Source organism: Janthinobacterium sp. 1L-D-8-B-C4, assembly GCF_057291295.1.
On sequence record NZ_JBXAVX010000019.1, the window covers coordinates 98942 to 120353 of the forward strand.

General features: G+C 62.1%; 15 protein-coding genes and 1 tRNA gene. 12 read left to right on the forward strand and 4 right to left on the reverse strand.

Going from position 1 to position 21412, the window contains the following annotated elements; genetic code table 11:
- The first annotated feature begins 59 nt into the window (after window positions 1-59).
- From AC0Z42_RS26335 to AC0Z42_RS26355, 5 genes are all read left to right on the forward strand, one after another.
- The gene (locus AC0Z42_RS26335) at window positions 60-2303 is read left to right on the forward strand and encodes a DNA polymerase III subunit gamma/tau (RefSeq protein ID WP_485471029.1); all 2244 of its coding nucleotides are present in this window, start codon (window positions 60-62) and stop codon (window positions 2301-2303) included.
- Between the two features lie 33 nt (window positions 2304-2336).
- A complete protein-coding gene (locus AC0Z42_RS26340) occupies window positions 2337-2663 on the forward strand; it encodes a YbaB/EbfC family nucleoid-associated protein (RefSeq protein WP_034759121.1) in 327 nt (108 codons plus the stop codon).
- Window positions 2664-2710: 47 nt separating this feature from the next.
- On the forward strand, window positions 2711-3301 hold the full coding sequence (gene recR, locus AC0Z42_RS26345) for a recombination mediator RecR (RefSeq protein ID WP_485471030.1): 591 nt from the start codon (window positions 2711-2713) through the stop codon (window positions 3299-3301).
- Between the two features lie 3 nt (window positions 3302-3304).
- Entirely contained in the window at window positions 3305-4522 is a 1218-nt protein-coding gene (locus AC0Z42_RS26350) for a CaiB/BaiF CoA transferase family protein (RefSeq protein WP_485471031.1), read from the forward strand.
- 105 nt (window positions 4523-4627) lie between these two features.
- Window positions 4628-5764 carry an esterase-like activity of phytase family protein gene (locus AC0Z42_RS26355; protein ID WP_485471032.1) on the forward strand — a complete coding sequence of 379 codons (1137 nt, stop codon included), beginning with the start codon at window positions 4628-4630 and terminating at the stop codon, window positions 5762-5764.
- On the opposite strand, the gene AC0Z42_RS26360 is transcribed toward AC0Z42_RS26355, so the two are convergent.
- The 4 genes from AC0Z42_RS26360 to AC0Z42_RS26375 form a co-directional block, all read right to left on the reverse strand.
- Complete coding sequence (locus AC0Z42_RS26360) at window positions 5733-7895, reverse strand: putative bifunctional diguanylate cyclase/phosphodiesterase (RefSeq protein ID WP_485471033.1); 2163 nt, start codon at window positions 7893-7895, stop codon at window positions 5733-5735. The two genes, AC0Z42_RS26355 and AC0Z42_RS26360, sit on opposite strands and share 32 nt — an antisense overlap.
- A 1-nt stretch (window position 7896) precedes the next feature.
- Window positions 7897-10731, reverse strand: a complete 2835-nt coding sequence (locus AC0Z42_RS26365; protein ID WP_485471034.1) for a response regulator — start codon at window positions 10729-10731, stop codon at window positions 7897-7899.
- 251 nt (window positions 10732-10982) lie between these two features.
- On the reverse strand, window positions 10983-11183 hold the full coding sequence (locus AC0Z42_RS26370) for a YbdD/YjiX family protein (protein ID WP_094445960.1): 201 nt from the start codon (window positions 11181-11183) through the stop codon (window positions 10983-10985).
- Window positions 11183-13243, reverse strand: a complete 2061-nt coding sequence (locus AC0Z42_RS26375) for a carbon starvation CstA family protein (RefSeq protein ID WP_485471035.1) — start codon at window positions 13241-13243, stop codon at window positions 11183-11185. The genes AC0Z42_RS26370 and AC0Z42_RS26375 overlap by 1 nt, the downstream gene beginning before the upstream one ends.
- A gap of 233 nt (window positions 13244-13476) precedes the next feature.
- Here AC0Z42_RS26375 and AC0Z42_RS26380 point away from each other — a divergent pair, with 233 nt between their 5' ends.
- The 7 genes from AC0Z42_RS26380 (at window position 13477) to AC0Z42_RS26410 (ending at window position 21205) form a co-directional block, all read left to right on the forward strand.
- Entirely contained in the window at window positions 13477-14847 is a 1371-nt protein-coding gene (locus AC0Z42_RS26380) for a cache domain-containing protein (RefSeq protein WP_485471036.1), read from the forward strand.
- Window positions 14848-14853: 6 nt separating this feature from the next.
- Entirely contained in the window at window positions 14854-15489 is a 636-nt protein-coding gene (locus tag AC0Z42_RS26385) for a response regulator (RefSeq protein ID WP_485471037.1), read from the forward strand.
- 194 nt (window positions 15490-15683) lie between these two features.
- Complete coding sequence (locus tag AC0Z42_RS26390; RefSeq protein ID WP_485471038.1) at window positions 15684-16865, forward strand: EAL and HDOD domain-containing protein; 1182 nt, start codon at window positions 15684-15686, stop codon at window positions 16863-16865.
- Between the two features lies 1 nt (window position 16866).
- Entirely contained in the window at window positions 16867-18906 is a 2040-nt protein-coding gene (locus tag AC0Z42_RS26395; RefSeq protein ID WP_485471039.1) for a putative bifunctional diguanylate cyclase/phosphodiesterase, read from the forward strand.
- 76 nt (window positions 18907-18982) lie between these two features.
- A tRNA-Ser gene (locus tag AC0Z42_RS26400) sits at window positions 18983-19072 on the forward strand.
- Window positions 19073-19597: 525 nt separating this feature from the next.
- Window positions 19598-20044 (forward strand): helix-turn-helix domain-containing protein, encoded by a 447-nt coding sequence (locus tag AC0Z42_RS26405; RefSeq protein ID WP_485471040.1) that lies wholly within the window; start codon window positions 19598-19600, stop codon window positions 20042-20044.
- A 348-nt stretch (window positions 20045-20392) separates the two neighbouring features.
- Window positions 20393-21205, forward strand: a complete 813-nt coding sequence (locus AC0Z42_RS26410) for a DUF4393 domain-containing protein (RefSeq protein WP_485471041.1) — start codon at window positions 20393-20395, stop codon at window positions 21203-21205.
- The last annotated feature ends 207 nt before the right edge of the window (window positions 21206-21412 follow it).

Sequence of the window (21412 nt, forward strand, 5' to 3'; positions counted from 1 at the left end):
CCATGAAGCTTGCGCCCGCCGCGCAGGGTCACCGCAACATCGCATGGTAAAATCTCAGCATGTCCTATCAAGTACTCGCCCGTAAATACCGCCCCAAGAATTTCGAGACGCTCGTCGGCCAGGAGCACGTCGTGCGCGCGCTCACGCATGCGCTGCACAGTGGCCGATTGCATCACGCCTATCTGTTTACGGGCACGCGCGGGGTCGGCAAGACCACCTTGTCGCGCATCCTGGCCAAGTCGCTCAATTGCATTGGCCCGGATGGCACCGGCGGCATCACGGCCCAGCCTTGCGGCCAGTGCGAAGCATGCACGGCAATCGATGCGGGGCGCTTCGTTGACTATATAGAGATGGATGCGGCGTCGAACCGCGGCGTCGATGAAATGGCGCAGCTGCTGGAGCAGGCGGTGTATGCGCCGAGCAATGCGCGCTTCAAGGTCTACATGATCGATGAGGTGCACATGCTGACCAATCACGCGTTCAATTCCATGCTGAAAACGCTGGAAGAGCCGCCTGAGCACGTGAAATTCATCCTGGCCACCACCGATCCGCAAAAGATTCCCGTTACCGTGCTGTCGCGCTGCCTGCAGTTCAACCTCAAGCAGATGCCGCCTGGACATATCATCAGCCACCTGGACAATATCCTGGGGCAGGAGGGCATCGCCTTCGAACAGCCGGCCTTGCGCCTGCTGGCCCAGGGCGCCCACGGTTCGATGCGCGATGCGCTGTCGCTGACCGACCAGGCGATTGCGTACGCGGCCGGCGAAGTGACGCTCGACGCCGTGCAAGGCATGCTGGGCGCACTCGACCAGTCTTACCTGGTGCGCCTGCTCGATGCTTTGGCGCAGCAGGATGGTGCGGACCTCTTGGCCGTGGCCGACGAAATGGCCTCGCGCAGCCTGTCGTACAACAATGCCCTGCAAGACCTGGGCACCTTGTTGCACCGTATCGCGCTGGCGCAAAGCGTGCCGGCAGCGGTGCCGCAGGACTTGCCCGAATACGCTGATATCGTGCGCCTGGCATCCGCCTTCGACGCGCAGGAAGTGCAGCTGTTCTACCAGATCGCCGTGCATGGCCGCAATGAACTGGGCCTGGCGCCCGATGAATACGCGGGCTTTTCCATGACCTTGCTGCGCATGCTGGCGTTTCGTCCCGGCATGGGCGGCGCCGAGGGCTTGCCAGCTGCCGCGCCCGCTGCTGCCCCCGTCAGTCGTCCGGCCGCTGTTGCCGCCGCGCGCGCCGCCGCCCAACCAGCGCCACCGGCACGCGCCGCCGCCCATAGCGTGGCCAGCCATGCGGCCGTGACGCCGCCAGTGCCGCCGGCGGTAGTGGCCGCCGCAGCCGCGCGCGCCGACACATCGCCGCCGCCCGCGGCTGCACCAGGCCCAGCTTCAACGCCAGCTGCAGCGCCAGCGCCGGTCAGCTCGGCCCGCGCCGCCATCAATGCGGCGCTGGAAGCGGCCCGCGCCGCTTCGAAAGGCCGTCCGGGCAGCGCGCCATCGGCGCCAAGTTCGGCCCCCAAGGCACCCACGCCGGCGCCAGCGGCTGTCGCACCTGCCGCGCCGGTGCGCACCGCGCCGCTTGCCGCCGCCAAGTCGCCCGCACCGTGGGACGATGTACCGGTCCCGATACCGGCCCCGGTCCCGGCCCCAGTCCCAGCCGTTGCCGCGATGGGAGCCCCCGCGCCCGTCCGCCAGGCGCCGCCGCAAGCCGAGCCCGAAGACGACCTGCCGCCCTGGGTCACCGAATTTTCCGACGACAGCGCCTCGGCCGCCGTGCAAAGCGCGCCGGCCCAGCAGAGCAACGAACAGCCGGCCGTGGTGATGCCGCAGCGCGCGCCAAAGCAGGCTGCGCCCAGCGCGCCGTATGTGATCACGCCCGTGCCGGGCCTGGACTGGGATGGCAACTGGCCGGCCGTGGCCGCCGTGCTGCCGCTGCGCGGCGTGGCCCAGCAACTGGCGGTGCAAGCCGAACTGATCGAATGCCTGCACGATGGCCACAGCACCACCTTCCGCCTGCGCGTGCCGATCGATACCTGGCGCAGCCCGGCCAACGTGGAAAAACTGGCGGCGGCGCTGGCCGAGCGCTTTGGCCGCAAGGTCAATGTCGACACGGAACTGGGTGCGGTCTGGTACACGGCCAGCGCCGAAGCGCAGGCGCACCGCGAAGCGTGCCAGCGGCAAGCCGAAGAAACCATTGAAACCGACCCCTTTGTGCTCGATATGAAGCGTGCATTCGACGCCTTTGTGGTGCCGGGGACGATTACACCTGCACCGGCCGGCGCTGCGCCGACCTTGCATTGATTAACTTGACTAAATAATACGGAGCATTTTCCCATGATGAAAAATCAACTGGCTGGCCTGATGAAGCAGGCGCAAGCAATGCAAGACAACATGAAAAAAGCCCAGGAACAGCTGGCGCTGGTGGAAGTGGAAGGCCAGTCCGGCGCCGGCCTGGTGAAAATCGTCATGACTTGCAAGAACGACGTCAAGCGCGTGTCGATCGACCCGTCGCTGCTGGCCGACGACAAGGACATGCTGGAAGACCTGGTGGCCGCCGCCTTCAACGACGCCGTGCGCAAGGCTGAAGCGACCTCGGCTGAAAAAATGGCAGGCCTGACCGGCGGCATGAACTTGCCAGCCGGCTTCAAAATGCCATTCTGATGACCAGCCGCATGCGCCCGAGCGCCGTGGCTGGAGTGGACTGATCCATGTCCAAGTCGCTGGAATTTCTGACCGAGGCGCTGCGGCGCCTGCCCGGCGTCGGCCCCAAGTCGGCGCAGCGCATGGCGTTTCATTTGTTGCAGCACGATAGGGAAGGCGCGGCCATGCTGTCGCGCGCCCTGTTCCAGGCCGTCGATGCCGTGCATCACTGCGCCCTGTGCAACACCTTTACCGAACATGAAATCTGCGAGAACTGTCTCGACGACACGCGCGACAAGCGCTTGCTGTGCGTGGTGGAAACACCGGCCGACCAGCTGATGATCGAGCAGACGCTGACTTACAAGGGTTTGTATTTCGTGCTGATGGGACGATTGTCGCCGCTCGATGGCATCGGCCCGAAAGATATCCACCTTGAAAAATTGCTTGGCCGCGCCAACGATGGCGTGGTCACGGAAGTGGTGCTGGCCACCAACTTCACCAATGAAGGCGAAGCGACCGCCCACTACATCAGCGAAATGCTGAAAGCGCGCGGTCTGCGTGTGAGCCGGCTGGCGCGCGGCGTGCCGGTGGGTGGCGAACTGGAATACGTCGACGCGGGCACGATTGCGCGCGCGATGCTCGACCGCAGGGCAACCTGATTCATGGAAAAAACGACTTCTGCCGGACCATTGTCCGGCATCAAGGTGCTGGAACTCGGTACCCTGATCGCCGGGCCGTTCTGCGCCCGCATGCTGGCCGAATTCGGCGCCGACGTGATCAAGATCGAGTCGCCCGACGGCGGCGACCCGATCCGTTCCTGGCGCGTGCTGAAAGACGGCACCTCGCTGTGGTGGTCGGTGCAGGCGCGCAACAAGAAAAGCCTGACCCTGAACCTGAAGGCGCCGCAAGGGCGGGCCATCGCACGCCAGCTGGCGCTCGAAGCGGACATCATCATCGAGAACTACCGCCCCGGCGTGCTGGAAAAGTGGGATCTCGGCTATGAGCAGCTGAAGAAAGACAAGCCCTCCCTGATCATGGTGCGCCTGTCCGGCTTTGGCCAGACCGGGCCGATGAAAGACCTGCCCGGCTTTGGCGCGATTGGCGAATCGATGGGCGGCTTGCGTTATGTATCGGGCTTTGCCGACCGGCCGCCGGTGCGCGTAGGGGTTTCCATCGGCGACTCGGTGGCGGCCCTGCACGGCGTGATCGGCGCCATGATGGCGCTGCGCCACCGCGACGTCACCGGTGGCCGTGACGCCGGCGAAGGGCAGATGGTCGACGTGGCGCTATACGAAGCCGTGTTCAACATGATGGAGTCGCTGGTGCCCGAATACGACCAGGCCGGCGTGGTGCGCGAACGCACGGGCGGCTCCTTGCCCGGCATCGTGCCGTCGAATACCTATACCACCGGCGATGGCGAAAACATCGTGATTGCCGGCAATGGCGACGCCATCTTCAAGCGCCTGATGCTGGCCATGGGCCGCATCGACATGGCCGGCGACCCGCAACTGGCGCGCAATGACGGGCGCGTTGCGCGCACCCGGGAAATCGACGACGCCATCGGCGCCTGGTGCGCCACCCATACGATCGATAGCGCCATGGCCGTGCTGAAGGCGGCCGATGTGCCCGCCGGCAAAATCTATTCGGTGCGCGACATGATGAGCGATCCGCAATTTCTCGCGCGCGAGATGTTTGAACAGCACCAGTTTGCCGACGGCACGCCGGTCAAACTGCCGGCCATTACGCCGAAGCTGTCGGCCACGCCGGGCAAGACGCAGTGGCTGGGACCGACCCTGGGCCAGCATAACGACGAGGTGCTGGCGTCGCTGGGGTTTGATGCGGCGGCGATAGCCAGGCTCAAGGCCGATGGGGTGGTGTAATCATTCAGACCCAAATGCAACTGCCGGGGTCGGACCCTCAGGGACTCGGCGTCCCCGTCCGACCCCAGTCTCTGCCTTCGGGTTTCAACAAGAACCAGGATCATCGTGAATTTGTCCCCCTTGCGCGCCATTTGCGCCGTGGCATCGGCCACCGTACTGCTGTCCGCCTGCGCCACGGTCGCCGCCGAAGCACCGATCACTGGCCTGCGCCTGATCGGCGAACAGCGCATCGCCCTGAAGCAGCCGTTCAATGGCACCCTGGTCGGCGGCCTGTCCGGCATCGACTACGATGCGGCCAGCGGCGACTGGGTGCTGGAAAGCGATGACCGTTCGGAGTTCAATCCGGCGCGCTTCTACCGCGCCACGCTCAGCTACGACAGCAACGGCTTTTCCGGCGTCAAGCTCAACAGCGTTCATTTCTTCAAGCAGGCCGCTGGCGGCAATTACCCGAACCTGGCGCATGCCAGGCTGGAGCTTGGCGAGCAGGTGCCCGATATCGAAACCATGCGCGTCGATCCTTTTGACGGCAGCCTGTGGTATGGCAGCGAAGGCAACCGCAAGGTGGGTCTCGACCCGTTCGTGGCGCATGCCAGCCGCGACGGCCGCTTTATCGCGACCTTGCCGACGCCGGCCATGTTCAAGGTCAGCAAGGAAGAGCTTGGTTCGCGCAACAACATGAGCTTTGAAGGCCTGTCGTTTTCAGCCGACGGAAAAAGCCTGTGGCTGGGCATGGAAGGTGCGCTGTACCAGGATGGACCGCTGGCCACGCCCGAGCACGGTTCGGTGGTGCGCATCACGCAGCTCAATCGCGCCGGCCAGGTGCTGGCCCAATACGCCTACGGCATCGAAGCGATCGCGTCAAAGCCGGCGCCGGGGCGCAATGCGGACAATGGCGTGTCGGAAATCCTGGCAGTCGATGCGCAGCGCCTGCTGATCGTCGAGCGGGCCGGCGTGGAAAACGCCGAAGGCCAGTATGCGAATCATGTGCGCATCTATGAAATGGATGTGGACGGCGCCACCGATATCAAGGACCTGCCGGCACTGGCGGGAGCGAAATATGTGCCGGCGCGCAAGCGGCTGCTGCTGGACCTGGAAAAGATCGGCTTGCCGCGCGTGGACAACCTGGAGGGCATCGCCTGGGGGCCGCGCCTGGCCAATGGGCGGCGCAGCCTGGTGATGGTGTCGGACGATAATTTCAACGCCCAGCAAGTCACGCAACTCCTCGTCTTCGAAGTGTTGTAACGCTTGCCGTGCTGGCGGCCGCGTGCGCCTGCCGCGCCAGCATGGCCGTGATCGCATCGTGCGGCGACGGGTGGCCCAGAAAGTAGCCCTGGGCCATGTCGCAGCCGTATTCTTCCAGCATCAGCAACTGCTCGTCGGTTTCCACCCCTTCGGCCACCACCACCATTTTCAAGCCATGCGCCATGGCGATAATGGCGCGCGTGATGGCCGCGTTTTCTGCATCCTGCGGCAGGCCGGCGATAAAGCTGCGGTCGATTTTCAATGCCCGCACGTCGAAGCGTTTCAGGTAATTCATCGACGAGTAGCCGGTACCGAAGTCGTCGATCGACAGGTAGACGCCGATGCCGCGCAGCTGCTCCAGGGTCACCATGGTGGCGCGCGCGTCGTCCATCAGGGTGCCTTCCGTCAATTCCAGTTCCAGCAGGCGCGCGTCCAGGCCCGTATCGGCCAGGGCGGACAGCACGATCTGCATCAGGTTTTCATCCTTGAACTGCTTGGCCGACAGGTTGACCGCCATGCGTATCGCCGGTTGGCCGCTGCGCTGCCACGCCCTGGCCTGGTTGCAGGCCGTGCGCAGCACCCATTCGCCGATCGGCACGATCAGCCCGGTTTCTTCGGCCAGCGGAATGAATTCGGTGGGCGAGATGATGCCGCGCTCGGGATGGCGCCAGCGCACCAGCGCTTCCACGCCGACGATCCGCGTGCTGGGCACGTCGATCTGCGGCTGGTACAGCAGGTACAGCTCATTGTTTTGCAGCGCTTTCCTCAGGCCCACTTCCATCTTTACGTGGCTCATGATTTCCATCGTCAGCGAAGAGCTGTAGAGCTTGGCGTTGTTCTTGCCGCAGTTCTTTGCGTGGTACATCGCCGTGTCGGCATATTTCAGCAGCGAATTGCAGTCTTCGCCGTCCTCGGGATACAGTGAAATGCCGATGCTGGCGGTCACGAAAATTTCATGCGCGTCGATCGTGAAAGGCCGGCGCATGGCTTCCTTGACCCGGTGCGCCACGTTGAGCGCGTCTTCCACCCGCTCCAGGTCGGGGATCAATATCGTGAACTCATCGCCACCGAGGCGCGCCAGGTTGCTGCCGCCGGCCTGGCCGTCAAGCTCCAGTTCCGCGCGCAGCACCAGGTCGCTGGGGCGGATGGTTTCACGCAGCCGTTCCGAGACGATTTTCAGCAGATGGTCACCCACGTCGTGGCCCAGGGTGTCGTTGACGCGCTTGAAGGCGTCCAGGTCCATGAACAGCACGGCAAATTTCTTGTCGTGCTCTTTCGAGCGCCGCAGCTCGCGTTCCAGCGTTTCCAGGAATGCCTGGCGGTTCGGAATGCCGGTCAGGCTGTCGCAATACGCCAGGCGCCGTATCTGTTCTTCGGTGCGCTTGCGTTCGCTGATATCGCGTACCAGGCCCAGCACTTCGTCGGCGCCGGTCGCCACCAGCCGCGCTTCGAAGTGGCGCGTGCTGCCGCCATGCGTGAGCGTGTAGTCGACCGAGCCGATCTGCTGGGTGGCCAGCACCTTGTGCATCTGCTCGACCAGACGCGTGGCTATGTCAAAAGGCAAGACTTCGCCGATATGGCTGCCGACGCAATTGTCTATGGAAAAGCCGGCGCTGGCGTCGTGGCCCTGTTCATAATCGAGATAATAGCCGTCGCGGTTGAGGCGAAAGAAGGTGTCGGGAATCGCGGCCAGCACGGCGCGGTTGTGCGCGTCGGCAATGCGCAGGCGGGCGATGGCGTCGCTGGCACGCAGCACGTACAGCACGCGGTGGCCCAGGATCGGCCAGTTGATCGGCTTGGAAATGAAATCGGTGGCGCCCACCTCATAGGCGTGGGTGACGGCGTCGATTTCATCGCCGCCCGTCACCATGATGATGGGCACGCTCACATTGCCTTCCTGGCGGCGGATTTCGCGGCACACGCCAAAGCCGTCCAGGGCCGGCATGTCCACGTCGAGCATGACCAGGTCGGGGCCTTTGAGCTTGTAGCTGGCCAGCGCCTGCACGCCGTCTTCGGCTTCGATCACGTCCAGGCCCACTTGCGTGAGCATTTGCCGCATCAGCATGCGCATCACGGGGTCGTCGTCGGCCACCAGCACCAGGCCGCGTTTGGGAGAAAGAGGCGCTATCATGTCAATGTTCCTTCACGAGGAGTCGGCCCAGGGCGTCGCGCACTGCCAGAAATTGCTGATCCATGGTTTGCAGCAGCCTGGCCGCGCCATCGGTGCTGCCGGCGCGACCCAGTTTTTCCATCTCCTTGCACTGCAGCGCCAGCGCATCGGCGCCGACGTTGGCGCTGCCGGACTTGAGGCTGTGCGCCACTTTGCGCATGGCCTCGGTATCGTGCGCGGCGATGGCGGTGTGCAAGCTGGCCAGCTGGCGCGGCGTGTCGCCGGTAAACGCGTTGATGACTTTTTCCAGCAAAGTATCTTCACCGCTGCCGGCCAGGGCGCGGATATTGTCCAGCGCCTGCCGGTTCAGCTCCACGGCAGGTGCTGCCGAAGGCTGGCTCATCGGTTGCGATCTCGCCGGCGGCGCTTCCATCGCCTCGTCTGCATGGTGCACGGTGGCCGCGCGCGGCAGGGCGATCCAGCGCGCCAGGGTGTTGGCCAGTTCCTGCTGGGTAAACGGCTTGCTCAGGTAATCGTCCATGCCGGCCGCCAGGCACGATTCGCGGTCGCCCTGCAGCGCGTTGGCGGTGATCGCCACGATCGGCAGCATGCGCGCGTGGCTGTCGTGCTGTTCGTGGCGGCGAATTTCCGCCGTGGCCGCAAAGCCGTCCATCACCGGCATCTGGCAATCCATCAGCACCAGGTCGAACTCCCCGGCCCGCGCCGCCTGCAGCGCTTCCTCGCCATTGTGGACGCAGACCACGTCCAGGCCCAGGCTGTTGAGCATGGCCAGCGCCACTTCCACATTGACCGGATTGTCCTCGGCCAGCAGCACGCGGCGGCGCTGCCGGCGGCTGGCTTGCTTTGGCGCATGCGGCGGATGGATGCGCAGGCCTTCGCTGGCGCGCGGCGGGGTAACGATGCAGTCGAACAGGTCGCATTCGCGTGCCGGCTTGATCAGCTGGAAGGCGACACCCGCTTCGCGCCGCTGGACCGGGTCGGCAGCGCCGCGCTCGGTGCTCAGCAGCAGCAGTTTCAGTTCGTCCAGCTGGGCATCGCTCTTGATGGTGGCGGCCAACGCCAGGCCGCTGGTACGCGGCAATTCCATGTCGAGCAGGGCGACGGTATAGGGCTGGCCGGCGTCCACTGCGGCGCGCAGCCTGGCCAGGCAGTCGTCGGCCGAGCTGGCGCTGTCGCTGGCGATATGCCAGCTGGCCAGTTGGCGCTCGAGCACGGCGCGGGTGGCGGGTGTGTGGTCGACGATCAAGGCGCGTATCCCCCGCGTAGTGTTCAGATTGAAAGATGGGTCGTCGCTGTCGACGCGCCGCTTATCGAAATTTACGTCGAACCAGAAGATGGAGCCTTGCGTTAAAGCATTATCGACCCCGATTTTCCCGCCCATCAGCTCCACCAGCTGCTTTGAAATCGTCAGGCCCAGGCCGGTGCCGCCGTGCTTGCGCGTGGTGGAGCCGTCGGCTTGCGAAAACGAGTCGAAGATGCGCGAGCGCGCCTCGCTTGACACACCGATGCCGGTGTCGTGCACCTCGAAGCGCAAGCCCACGCTGGGGTTGTCCTCGCGGCATACCTCCACCTTTACCGTGACCTTGCCCGTTTCCGTGAACTTGATGGCGTTGCCCAGCAGGTTGACGATGATCTGGCGCAGCCGGTTCGGGTCGCCGCAGATGGCGATCGGAATATCGTTGGCGATATCGAATTCCAGGCGGATATTTTTTGCTTCCGCCTGGGGCGTGAACACATGTTCGATATCGTCGAGCAGTTCGCGGAAATTGAAGCGGATATATTCCACGCTGAGCTTGCCCGCCTCGATCTTTGAAAAGTCGAGGATGTCGTTGATGATGACCAGCAGATTCTGCCCCGAGCGCTGCACCATGCTGGTGTAGTGGCGCTGCTGCGGTGTGAGCGTACTGGCCAGCAGCAACTCCGTCATGCCCAGCACGCCATTCATGGGGGTGCGGATTTCATGGCTCATGGTGGCCAGGAAGGCGCTTTTCGCCTGGCTGGCGGCCTCGGCCGCATCCTTGGCCTTTTCCAGCTGCTCGGTGCGCACGCTGACCTGGCGTTCGAGCTGGTCGCGGTAGTTGGCCAGCGTGGCATCACGGCTGTCGATCTGCGCCAGCATGTCGTTGAAGCTGTCGATCAGCACGCCGAGTTCGTCGCTGCGCTGGTGGGCGATGCGGTGGCTGTAGGTCTGGCTGCTCGACACCTTCTTGGCCGTATCGATCAGCTTGGTAATCGGTTCGGCGATCAGGCTCTTGAAGCGCCCCGCCAGTATCAGCGCCACCAGGAACGACAGCAAGGTGGCGCCGCTGATGGCGCCCAGGTGGCGCACGATATCGCGCCACATCGGGTACAGGTCGGTTTCGATCATGACGGCGCCGACCACTTCGTCGTGCTGCAATACCGGGCGGTACAGCCGCATCGAGCGCGCCAGCGCGGCGCGCGCGCCGGGCATCACCGGGGCGTCCAGCAATTCGGCCAGGCGCTGCGGCTCGATGGCCTCGGCCGGCGGGCTGTCCGGCCGTGGCGGCGCGGCGCGGTATACGGCAAATACCTTGCCGTGGCGGTCATACAATGCGGCCTGCACGATCTCGTCGCGCGCCTGCAGCGCGGCCAGCAGCTGCTGCGCCTGGCCCGTCTTGCCGGCAAGCATGGGCGCCGCGCCGGCGGCGCCGATCACGCCGGCCAGCGAGAGCAACTGGCGGCTCTGGTCTTCCTTGTGGCTCATCACGGCCGTGGCGGCAAACGCCACGAACACCAGCAGCAGCGCACTGCCGGAGGACAACACCGAGATCATGGTCAGTTTCTGGCTGATGCTGGCGCGTTGAAAATTGAACATGGGACGGACATCCTCCGGGCAATTATTGCTATTATTTAATTAATTCCCATGGGAAAAATATAAGCGTGATGGCTGACCCGGATGTTGATGTGGGTCTAAAAACAGGGAAGGGGGCGAAAGGGAGGGGAACCAAATAAAAAAGCGTAGGTCGGGTTAGCGCGTAGCGCGTAACCCGACAACATCGTTGGCTTGAGCCGGTGGTGATGTCGGATTACGCGTTCGCTAATCCGACCTACGGTCCAGGGAAGACATCAACAACAACCGCCGCGCTTGCCGGCGCCGCCGTAGCGCGCTTCCTGGCGCTCGCGGAAGAATTCCTCGTACGTCATCATCGGTTCGCCGGGATGGGTCACTTCCCGGTGCGCCACGTAGGTATCGTACTCGGGCAGGCCGCACATCAGCCGCATGCTTTGCCCGAGGTAGCGGCCTGCCTTGAGGATTTCGTCGATCATCACTGCACCGTCGGCATGGCCTGGTACGGCGTTTCTTTGGTGCTAGGACGGCTGTCGGCGCGCGCTTTCATGATGGTGCGGATGCCGAACACCAGCACGCTGATCACCACGATCACGAAGAAGCCGGCCAGGCCTGCATCGAGGTAATCGTTGAAGATGATCTGCTGCATCTGCGCCACCGACTTGGCCGGCGCCAGTAATTGACCTGCGTCAAGCGCTGCCGAATACTTGTCGGCATGGGCCAGGAAGCCGACGCGCGGATTGGCGTCGAAAATCTTTTGCCAGCCGGCCGTCAGGGTGCACAGCAGCAGCCAGATGGTCGGCGTGATCGTCACCCACGCATACTGGCCGCGCTTCATCTTGAACAGCACGCAGGTGCCAAGGATCAGTGCAATGGCCGCCAGCATCTGGTTGGCGATGCCGAACAGCGGCCACAAGGTGTTGATGCCGCCCAGCGGATCGACCACGCCCTGGTACAGGAAGTAGCCCCAGGCCGCCACGCACAGGCCGGTGGCCAGCAGGTTGGCGATCACGTTGTCGGTCTGTTTCAGGCTTGGCACGAAGCTGCCCAGCAAATCTTGCAGCATGAAGCGGCCGGCACGGGTGCCCGCATCGACGGCGGTCAGGATGAACAGCGCTTCGAACAGGATCGCGAAGTGGTACCAGAAAGCCATCATGGCCTTGCCGCCCATGGCGCCCGACAAGATTTGCGCCATGCCGACCGCCAGGGTCGGCGCGCCGCCGGCGCGCGAGATGATGGTGTGCTCGCCGACATCCTTGGCCGTTTGCGTCAGCATTTCAGGCGTCACATAAAAGCCCCATTGCGAGATCGCCTGCGCGGCCGATTCGGCGGTGGAGCCGATCAGGGCGGCCGGGCTGTTCATGGCGAAATAAATGCCCGGCTCGATGGTCGAGGCAGCCACCAGCGCCATGATGGCAACGAAGGACTCCATCAGCATGGCGCCATAGCCGATAAAGCGGGCGTGGCTTTCGTTTTCTATCATCTTCGGCGTGGTGCCCGACGAGATCAGGGCATGGAAACCCGACACGGCGCCGCAGGCAATCGTGATGAACAGGAACGGGAACAGATTGCCCGACCAGACCGGGCCGGAGCCGTCGATGAACTTGGTCATGGCCGGCATTTTCAGGTAAGGCGCAACCACGATGATGCCGATCGCCAAGCCCAGGATGGTGCCGATTTTCAGGAAAGTGGACAGATAGTCGCGCGGCGCCAGCAGCAGCCACACGGGCAGCACCGAAGCGATAAAACCGTAGCCGATCAGCATCCAGGTCAGCTCAGTGCCGGTGAAGGTGAACATCGCGCCCAGCACGGCGTGTTCCTGCACGTATTGGCCGCCGATAATGGCCAGCATCAGCAAAATGAAACCGATCACCGACACTTCGCCGATACGGCCGACGCGGATAAAGCGCGAGTAGACGCCCATGAACAGGGCAATGGGAATCGTCGCCATCACGGTAAAGCTGCCCCATGGCGAGCCGGTCAGCGCTTTCACGACGATCAGGGCCAGCACCGCCAGGATGATCACCATGATCATGAAGCAGCCCAGAAGGGCGATCATGCCGGGTATCTCGCCCAGCTCGGCCTTGATCAAATCGCCCAGCGAACGGCCGTCGCGGCGCATGGAAATGAACAGCACGATGAAATCTTGCACCGCGCCGGCAAACACCACGCCGGCCAGTATCCACAGCATGCCGGGCAGGTAGCCCATCTGCGCGGCCAGCACCGGGCCGACCAATGGGCCGGCGCCGGCAATGGCCGCAAAGTGGTGGCCGAACAGCACATATTTATTGGTCGGCACGTGGTCCAGGCCATCGTTGTGCTTGAAGGCCGGCGTCATGCGGCGCGCGTCCAGGCCGAGGACTTTGTCGGCGATAAACAGGCTGTAGAAACGGTAGGCGATCAGGTAGACGCAGACGGCGGCGATAACGATCCAGATGGCGCTGATCGGTTCGCCGCGTTGCAGGGCGACCACGCCCAGTGACGCCGCGCCGGCCAGCGCAAGCGCTGCCCAGCCGAGCTGTTTGAAAATGCGGTTCATGCTTCCTCCAGAAATTTGACGGGCGCTGCGCCGTAATTTGTTACCCTGTATTGCCCTGGTCGTTGCCAGTTTGTTCAGTATGCGCAGCTTATGCCGAGTATTCACCAATCGTATAATGCTGGCAAGCGCAGCACTACGCAGTAATGCTCAGTATTACTACGCAGAGCCAGCGACAGGCAGCCGCGTAAAATCGCCGTTTTGACTATTCACTTCCACCACCATTGCGCCAGGTCATGAAACTACGACAAAAAGTCATCTTCCTGGCCATCACGCCGCTGATCCTGGCCCTGTGCGCGATCGCCTTTGCGGTGCGTCATCAAGCCTTGACCTTGGCCGAGCAGCAGCGCGCGACCATCGAGCAGGCTTACCTGGCCAGCAAGGAATCGGAACTCAAGCACTATGTGACGCTGGCCAGCCACTCGATTGCCAAGCTGGTCAAGTCGGGCCGCAGAGATGCCGCCACCCAGGAAGAAGCCAAGCGCATCCTGGCCGCGCTCAGCTATGGCGACGACGGCTATTTCTTTATCTACGATTTGCAGGGCAATTCGCTGATGCATCCGCGCCAGCCCGAGCTGGTGGGACAGAACCTGTGGCAGTTGCGCGACGCCGACGGCAACCTGACCATCCAGCGCCTGATGCAGCGTGCCAGGAGCGGCGGCGGCTTCGAGCGCTACAACTGGGTCAAGCCGTCCACCAACAAGGCCGCGCCCAAACTCGGCTATGTGATCCTGATGCCCGAATGGGGCTGGATGATGGGCACCGGCATCTATATGGACGACGTCGACCAGGCGCTGGCCAAGGTGGGCGCGCAGCAGTTCGCCAATATCCGCTCGACCATGCTGTGGATCGCGGCGATTGCGATTCTCGGTTCGCTGGTGGTGGCCGGCTGCGGCCTGGTGCTGAATATCCGCGAACTGCGCGTGGCCGACGCGAAACTGAAAGTGCTGGCGCAGCGGGTGGTCGAATCGCAGGAAGAAGAGCGGGCGCGGCTGTCGCGCGATCTGCATGACGGCATCAGCCAGTGGCTGGTGTCGATCAAGCTGCAGATCGAGGCAGGCATCGCACGCCTGGCTGGCAATACGGATCAGCAAGCCAGGGCGCCGGCCACCTTCGAGCGGGCCGCCGAACAGCTGAACAAGGTACTGGGTGAAGTGCGCCGCATTTCGCACAATCTGCGCCCGGCCATCCTCGACGACCTGGGCCTGGGCGCCGCGCTCGACCATCTGGTGCACGAATACAATGACAGCAGCAGCGCCCAGGCCAGCTTTGCGGCCAGCCCGGCGGGCGCCGGCGAAGGCTTGCCCGACATGGTCAACACGGTGCTGTTCCGCATCGCCCAGGAAGCGCTGACCAACAGCGAGCGCCATGCCAACGCCAGCGAGGTGCTGCTCGGCCTGCGCGAAGCACACGGCGTGGTCGAACTGCGCATCGAGGACAATGGCGGCGGTTTTGACGCCGACGGCATTGCGCTGCACCCGCAGCGCGGCATCGGCCTGCGCAACATGACGGAGCGCATGGAAGCCATCGGCGGCAGCCTGCATATTGCCTCCGGGCCTGGCGGCACGATGGTACTGGCGCGCCTGCCTTACACTCCCGGACAATGAGAAAAAATGACTGAACTGATACGAATACTGCTGGTCGACGATCACCCCTTGGTGCGCGACGGCCTGCGCGCGCGCCTGGAAGCGGTGCCGCATTTCGACGTGGTGGCCGAGGCCGGCGGCGCCGACGAAGCGTTGCTGCAGGCGCGCAATCACCAGGTCGATCTGGTGCTGATGGACATCAATATGCGCGGTACCAATGGCATTGAGGCCACCGGCCTGTTCAAGCAGGCGTTTCCGCAGATCGCCGTGCTGATCCTGTCGATGCACGACAAGCTCGAATACGTGTCGCAGGCGATTGCCGCCGGCGCGCGCGGCTATGTGCTGAAAGATGCGCCCGGCAAGGATATCGTCTTCGCCATCGAGACGGTCATGTCCGGCGGCATTTACTACAGCGCGGCGCTGGCCAGGCAACTGTCACGCCCGCAAGTGCAGGATACCTTCCTGACCCTGCGCGAACAGCAGGTGCTGCAGCATATTGCGGGCGGCCAGTCGAACAAGCAGATCGCGCGCGACCTGGACCTGAGCGTGCGCACGGTGGAAACCCACCGCCTGAACATCAAGCGCAAGCTGGGCATCGAAGGACAGGCCGAACTGATCAAATACGCGGTCGAGCACGCGCAATTCGATGGCGGCGCCACCTGATGGGCGCCAGCCACAGGCGATTGTAGTTTCTTAATGGAATGTTTTTTTTGAACACTTATTGCTAATATAAAACTGTTTCATCTGTGAGATTCAGATAGAATGATTCTTGCTGTCGAACTGTCATGTCTTATGGCAGTTGTTTGTCGGTCACCAGTTCATGAACACTTTTTGCCTTACCCCACACGAGATGATCGATGTCAACGTCTGAATCAAACCTGTTTCCTTTGGTGGGATTGCAGGCAGTTGCCAACGCGCACAATGAATGGGTTGCCGTCAGCTTCCACGTTCCGCAGCAAGCGGGCTTGCTGGCCGCCATGGCCGCTGCCGATGTGTACGCCCACCTGGCGCCGCTCGACTGCATCATTCCCGTCAGCGATCCGCATGGCGTTGACGAAGCGCTGCTGGCGCAGTTGTTGCCGCACCTGGTGCCACAGCGCACCATTTTCCGCCTGAGCGCCGCTGCCGCCGCCAGCAAGCAAGTACAAAAAACCTGTCTGCAATGGCGCGAGGCCGGCTACCGCATCGTGCTCGACGGCCCCGGCGCCGGCCCCGTCACGGCGGCATATGTCGACGCGCGCGCGCTGGGCATTGATGCGGCCGGTGAACTGCCGAGCCTGCATCAAATGATGAGCTTGCCCGGCCCGCACCTGGCCTACAATATTGCCGATACCGCCAGCCTGGCCGCCGTGGCGGCGCTGGGCGCAAGCTGGTTTGCCGGCGACTATGCACTGAACGAAGCGCGGCGCCACGGCGAAGCGGAAGAGGGCACCTCGCGGCGCCGCCTGCTGGTGCTGCTGGCCCTGCTGGCGCGCGACGCCGACGTGCAGGAACTGGAAGTGCCGTTGAAGCAGGATCCGGCGCTGGCCTATCATTTGCTGAAACTGGTCAACTCGGCTGCCTTTGGTTTCACCGCGACTATCACCAGTTTCAACCAGGCCATCACCTTGCTGGGACGGCGCCAGTTGCAGCGCTGGCTGCAATTGCTGCTGTATGCGCGCCAGCAGGACGACGGCAAGGTCAACGCGCTGCTGCCGCTGGCGGCCGTGCGCGCGGCGCAGATGGAGTCGCTATGCCAGTTGCGCGGCGGCGACCGCGCAGCGCAGGACCTGGCCTTCATGACCGGCGTGTTCTCCCTGCTCGACGCCTTGCTGGGCATGGACATGGCCGACATTATCGCCACCCTCAACCTGGACCCGGCCGTCAGTGGCGCCCTGCTTGATCGCAGCGGCGAACTGGGCGCCATGCTGGCGCTGGCCGAAAGCGCTACCCCGCCGGCGCCGGCCAGCCTGGCGCGCGCCGGCATCGACGGCGAAACCTACTGGCGCAGCCTGCTGCAAGCGTACCAGTGGGCCATCACGGTCAGTCGGAACCTCTAGCATGACCATGCTGCCGGTGTCCGATACCCTCAGCGACAGTGCCGCCCTGTGCGACGCCGTGGTGCGCCTGCGCGGCGCGGCCCTGGTGACCGAGCTGGGCCGCATCGCCGGCAGCGTGATGGCCAGCGCGCACGGCGAGTTCCTGCCGTCGGCCACTGGCGACGCGCCCGCCGCACTGCCTGCTCCAGCGCATGCGGGATTGCTGCAAGAAATCAGTTTCGACGGCCATTGCTTCGGCTACTACCGCGTGGCCGGCAAGCATCGTTATGACGAGACCGACCGCCGTCAACTGTCGAGCCTGGCGTCCCTGACGGCCGGCGTGCTGCAGGTGCACTCGCTGGCGCAGCGCTCCACGCATGCGTTTGCGCAGGTGGAAGCGTTGCTGGCGCAACAGACGCAGATCCTCGACCAGCTGCACGAATCGGTGCTGACGATGGACCTGACCGGCTACATCACCAGCTGGAACAAGGGCGCCGAACGCCTGTTCGGCTACTCGTCGGTGGAAGCGGTGGGCCGCAACATCCTGTTCCTGTATGACGACGAAGACACCGGTTTCCACGACGCCTTCCTGGAGCAGGGCGGGCGGTTGATGGAGGTGCGGCGCAAAAAGAAGTCCGGCGAAGTTTTCTGGGCCAGCCTGTCGCTGTCGCCGCTGCGCGACCTCGACGAGCGCCCGGTCGGCCTGATCGCCTACCTGACCGACATCACCGAACGCAAGATCGCCGAAGAGCGCCTGCATCACCTGGCCTACTATGACGCGCTGACCAGCCTGCCGAACCGCACCTTGCTGACCAAGCTGGTCGACCAGGCCCTCTCCGTGGCCCAGCGCAGCAAGATGCTTGGCTGCATGCTGTTCATCGACCTGAACCGCTTCAAGCTGATCAACGACACCCTGGGCCGCCGCGTCGGCGACGAACTGCTGCGCCAGGTCTCCGTGCGCTTTCGCCGGGTGCTGCGCGACCAGGACCTGGTGGCGCGCCTGAGCGGCGACGAATTCGCCGTTGGCCTGTTCGACATCATCCAGCATTTCGAAGCGAGCACGGTGGCGCAAAAGCTGCTGGCCTCCTTGGTGGAACCCTTCCTGATCGAAGGCCACGACCTGCGCGTGGGCGCCAGCATTGGCATCAGCGTCTACCCGCAAGACGGCCATGACGCCGAAACCCTGCTGCGCCTGGCCGACATCGCCATGTACCGGGCCAAGCAGGACGGCGGCGGCGAGGCCGAAAGCGTGGCCTTCTACAGCCAGGACATGAACCTGGGCATGCAAGCGCGCATGCGCCTGGAAACCGGCCTGCGCCACGCCCTGGCCGAACACCAGCTGCTGCTGCACTACCAGCCGAAATACGCGCTGGGCAGCGGGCGCATGATCGGCGCCGAAGCGCTGGTGCGCTGGCGCCACCCCGTGCAAGGCATGATCCCGCCAGCCGACTTCATCCCGCTGGCCGAATCGACCGGCCTGGTGGTGCAAGTGGGCGAATGGGTGCTCGAAGCGGCCTGCGCCCAGGCGCAAGCCTGGCAACAGGCGGGCCTGCCGCCAATCCGCATCGCGGTGAACGTCTCCGCCCGCGAATTCACCTCGGCCCTGCCGGGCAGGGTCGCCGCCATGCTGGAACGCTACGGCCTGGAAGCGGCCTGGCTGGAACTGGAAATCACCGAAAGCACCCTGATGCACAACATCGAGCGCGTGATCGGCATCATGGACCGCATCACGGCCCTGGGCGTGGCGCTGTCGCTGGACGACTTCGGCACCGGTTACTCCAGCCTGTCGTACCTGAAGCGCTTCCCGATCGACACCCTGAAAATCGACCGATCCTTCACCACCGGCATCCCCTCCGACGCCAGCGACTGCGCCATCGCCACCACCATCATCAGCATCGCCCAGCAGCTGCACCACAAGGTAATCGCCGAAGGCGTGGAAACGGCCGAGCAGATGGCCTTCCTGAACAGCGCCGGCTGCGACGAAGTCCAAGGCTACCTGTTCTCGCGCCCGCTGGCAGCCGAAGAGTTCGAGCGCGTGCTGCGCTTAAACTGGAACTTGTAAACATCCCGGCAACAATTGCCCCATCTTCACCGCAGCCATTGGTAAGCCCGCAAGCTTTATGTATAATGCAGGCTCTGGAAGCGTGGCCGAGTGGTTGAAGGCACTAGTCTTGAAAACTAGCGACGGGTCAAACTGTTCGTGAGTTCGAATCTCACCGCTTCCGCCAGGAAACAAAAAAACAGCCGCCCCTTTGGGCGGCTTTTTTGTTTCCTGGCGGAAGCGAGCAGGGCGCCTGCGCGCCCTGCGTGTGAGATTCGAAGGCCTTGCGCCTGCAGGCGCATGCCGCCCCGAATCCTCCATCTGCTGCCGCTGCGCGGCAGCTTCGCGCGCCACAGGCGCGCGTTCGTGGTTCTAATCAGGTTTTCGACTGAGCCTGCTTCTACGGCGCCCTTCGCATCAGCTCGTGTCTGAATGGCGGACCTGCCCCATCGCGTCCTCTTGTAGTCGATGAGGCCGCGCAGGATCAGGAAGCGAAGGAACTAGGCATGGGAACGTTCAATTTTCTTTGAGTAGAACTCGACATCGTCCGCCTCATCAGGCGTCAGACGGACGCCGAGTGGCCGAGAAGTGATGCTCTTCGCAGTACGTCCGACTTTTGACAAATTATTCATAATGTTATGATCTGTAATCGCTACGGCATGGCGTAAATAAATCACTCATTTGAGTTATTTTTAAAGGTATTTATACTCAAATGAAGTATTTTTTTGATCGTCTTAAGGAAGAACGGAAGCGCCTCCGCCTCAACCAAGACGAGTTTGCTGCCCTTGGTGGGGTAAAAAAGGGGGCCCAGTTCAACTATGAAAACGGCTCCCGTACGCCAGATTCTGACTATTTGGCGGCCGTTGCTACGGCCGGGGTAGATGTGTTGTATCTGCTGACAGGAGAACATGCGCTTTCTGCGTTGCCTGCGGACGAGCATGAACTGTTGACTGCCTATCGGAAGCTGGATATTCGTGCGAAAGCGAGGGTCCTTGGTGTAGTTGAGGGAAGTATTGAGCCTACAGCCACCCCTGCATCCAGATCAGTCGAACGCAATACGCAAATGGTTTTCCACGGCAAAGTTGGCCAGCAGATTCATAGCGATATTACGGCACCCCAAACGATTAAGGTTGGTCACAAAAAAAAATCACCTACGTAAAGCGCGGCGGAAAAATAGGCTATCGTTGCTATTGTCAGCTATTAGATGGAAAGTTGCAGCGGTAATCCCTTTGATCTTTGCGGGCTGTTGGCAGCACTATAAATGTGAAACGATAACTTCGATGGTCAAAGGGACTGTCAGAAATTCATGCTATTACGATGGGAAGGCTTACACTGTCGGTGTTGCCACCGAAAAAGCGCGAGGTATTAAGTGCGAGTGTGCTTCTGGTACTGCCGATGGCTTACCGACGTGGATAAGTGATACTTGTAGTTAGCTATATTCTCTCCGATGGCATGTCCAGCATCGGCCAAAAGTGATTGTTGATTAATTTAGTACGGAGAAGGTCGTATGTCAGACGAAAACAATATTGAAGCAACAATCAACGCCACAACGGGGTTGTTGAAAGAAGTGCCTATCTATCAGGATGCGCTTCAGCCAGCTGCAAAAGAGCTTGGCGTTGCTCTGCTGACTTTGGCTAAGACTGTGAACGTTGCATTAGCACCGATTTCCGCGTTGATCTGGGGCTACGATCAAATTAAAGACTTTGCAGCGACGCGCCTAGCTCAAAAACTCAAAGATGTGCCGGAGGAAAAGATAGTTACTCCTGATGCGACAGTTGCTGGGCCGGCGCTTGAGGCTCTGAAGTATACTGGTCACAAAGAGGAGCTGGCGGAGATGTATGCATCTCTGCTCGCAACGGCAATGAACGTAGATACCAAAGATAGCGCGCATCCCTCTTTTGTCGAGATAATCAAGCAGCTATCTCCGGATGAGGCCAAGCTTATTGCCTATCTAAGAAAACATGGTGCGACTCAGCCGATGATTAATGTTCGTTCGACAATAGGAAAGAATGCGGCTGGTTACTATTTTTTGATGTATTACACCCACGCTGTTGGTTATGCAGTTTGTGAGCAACCTGGTAGGCAGGCATCTTACTGGGTGAATTTGCAGCGACTTGGCTTAGTCGAATTGAAAGAGAACTATACGCTGAGTTCTGGCCACGATGGCGTTGATCCATACGAAAAAATCATTCAGGATGAATATGTTCGAAGTTTGGAAGAGAGAATCGTTGCAGATGGAAGATTTGTGGATATTAGAAAGGGTGCTGTACAGATTACACCTTTTGGTTTGCAGTTTTGCGATGCCTGTATAAATGAATAGTTTGTATTGGGTCACATTCGTATTTGCAGTAATAGGGTCACAGTAATAGGGTCAGGTCTGGCATTCGGACACGATCTCAGCCTTGGTGTCTAGACTCATAGCAACTGTGCGGTACTGACTGTTAATGCGAGGCTACTAATTATGCTGTGTATGCATATTGACTCTGAGCTTACGCAGAGACTTCAGTTTGGGGATTCGTATAGTTGG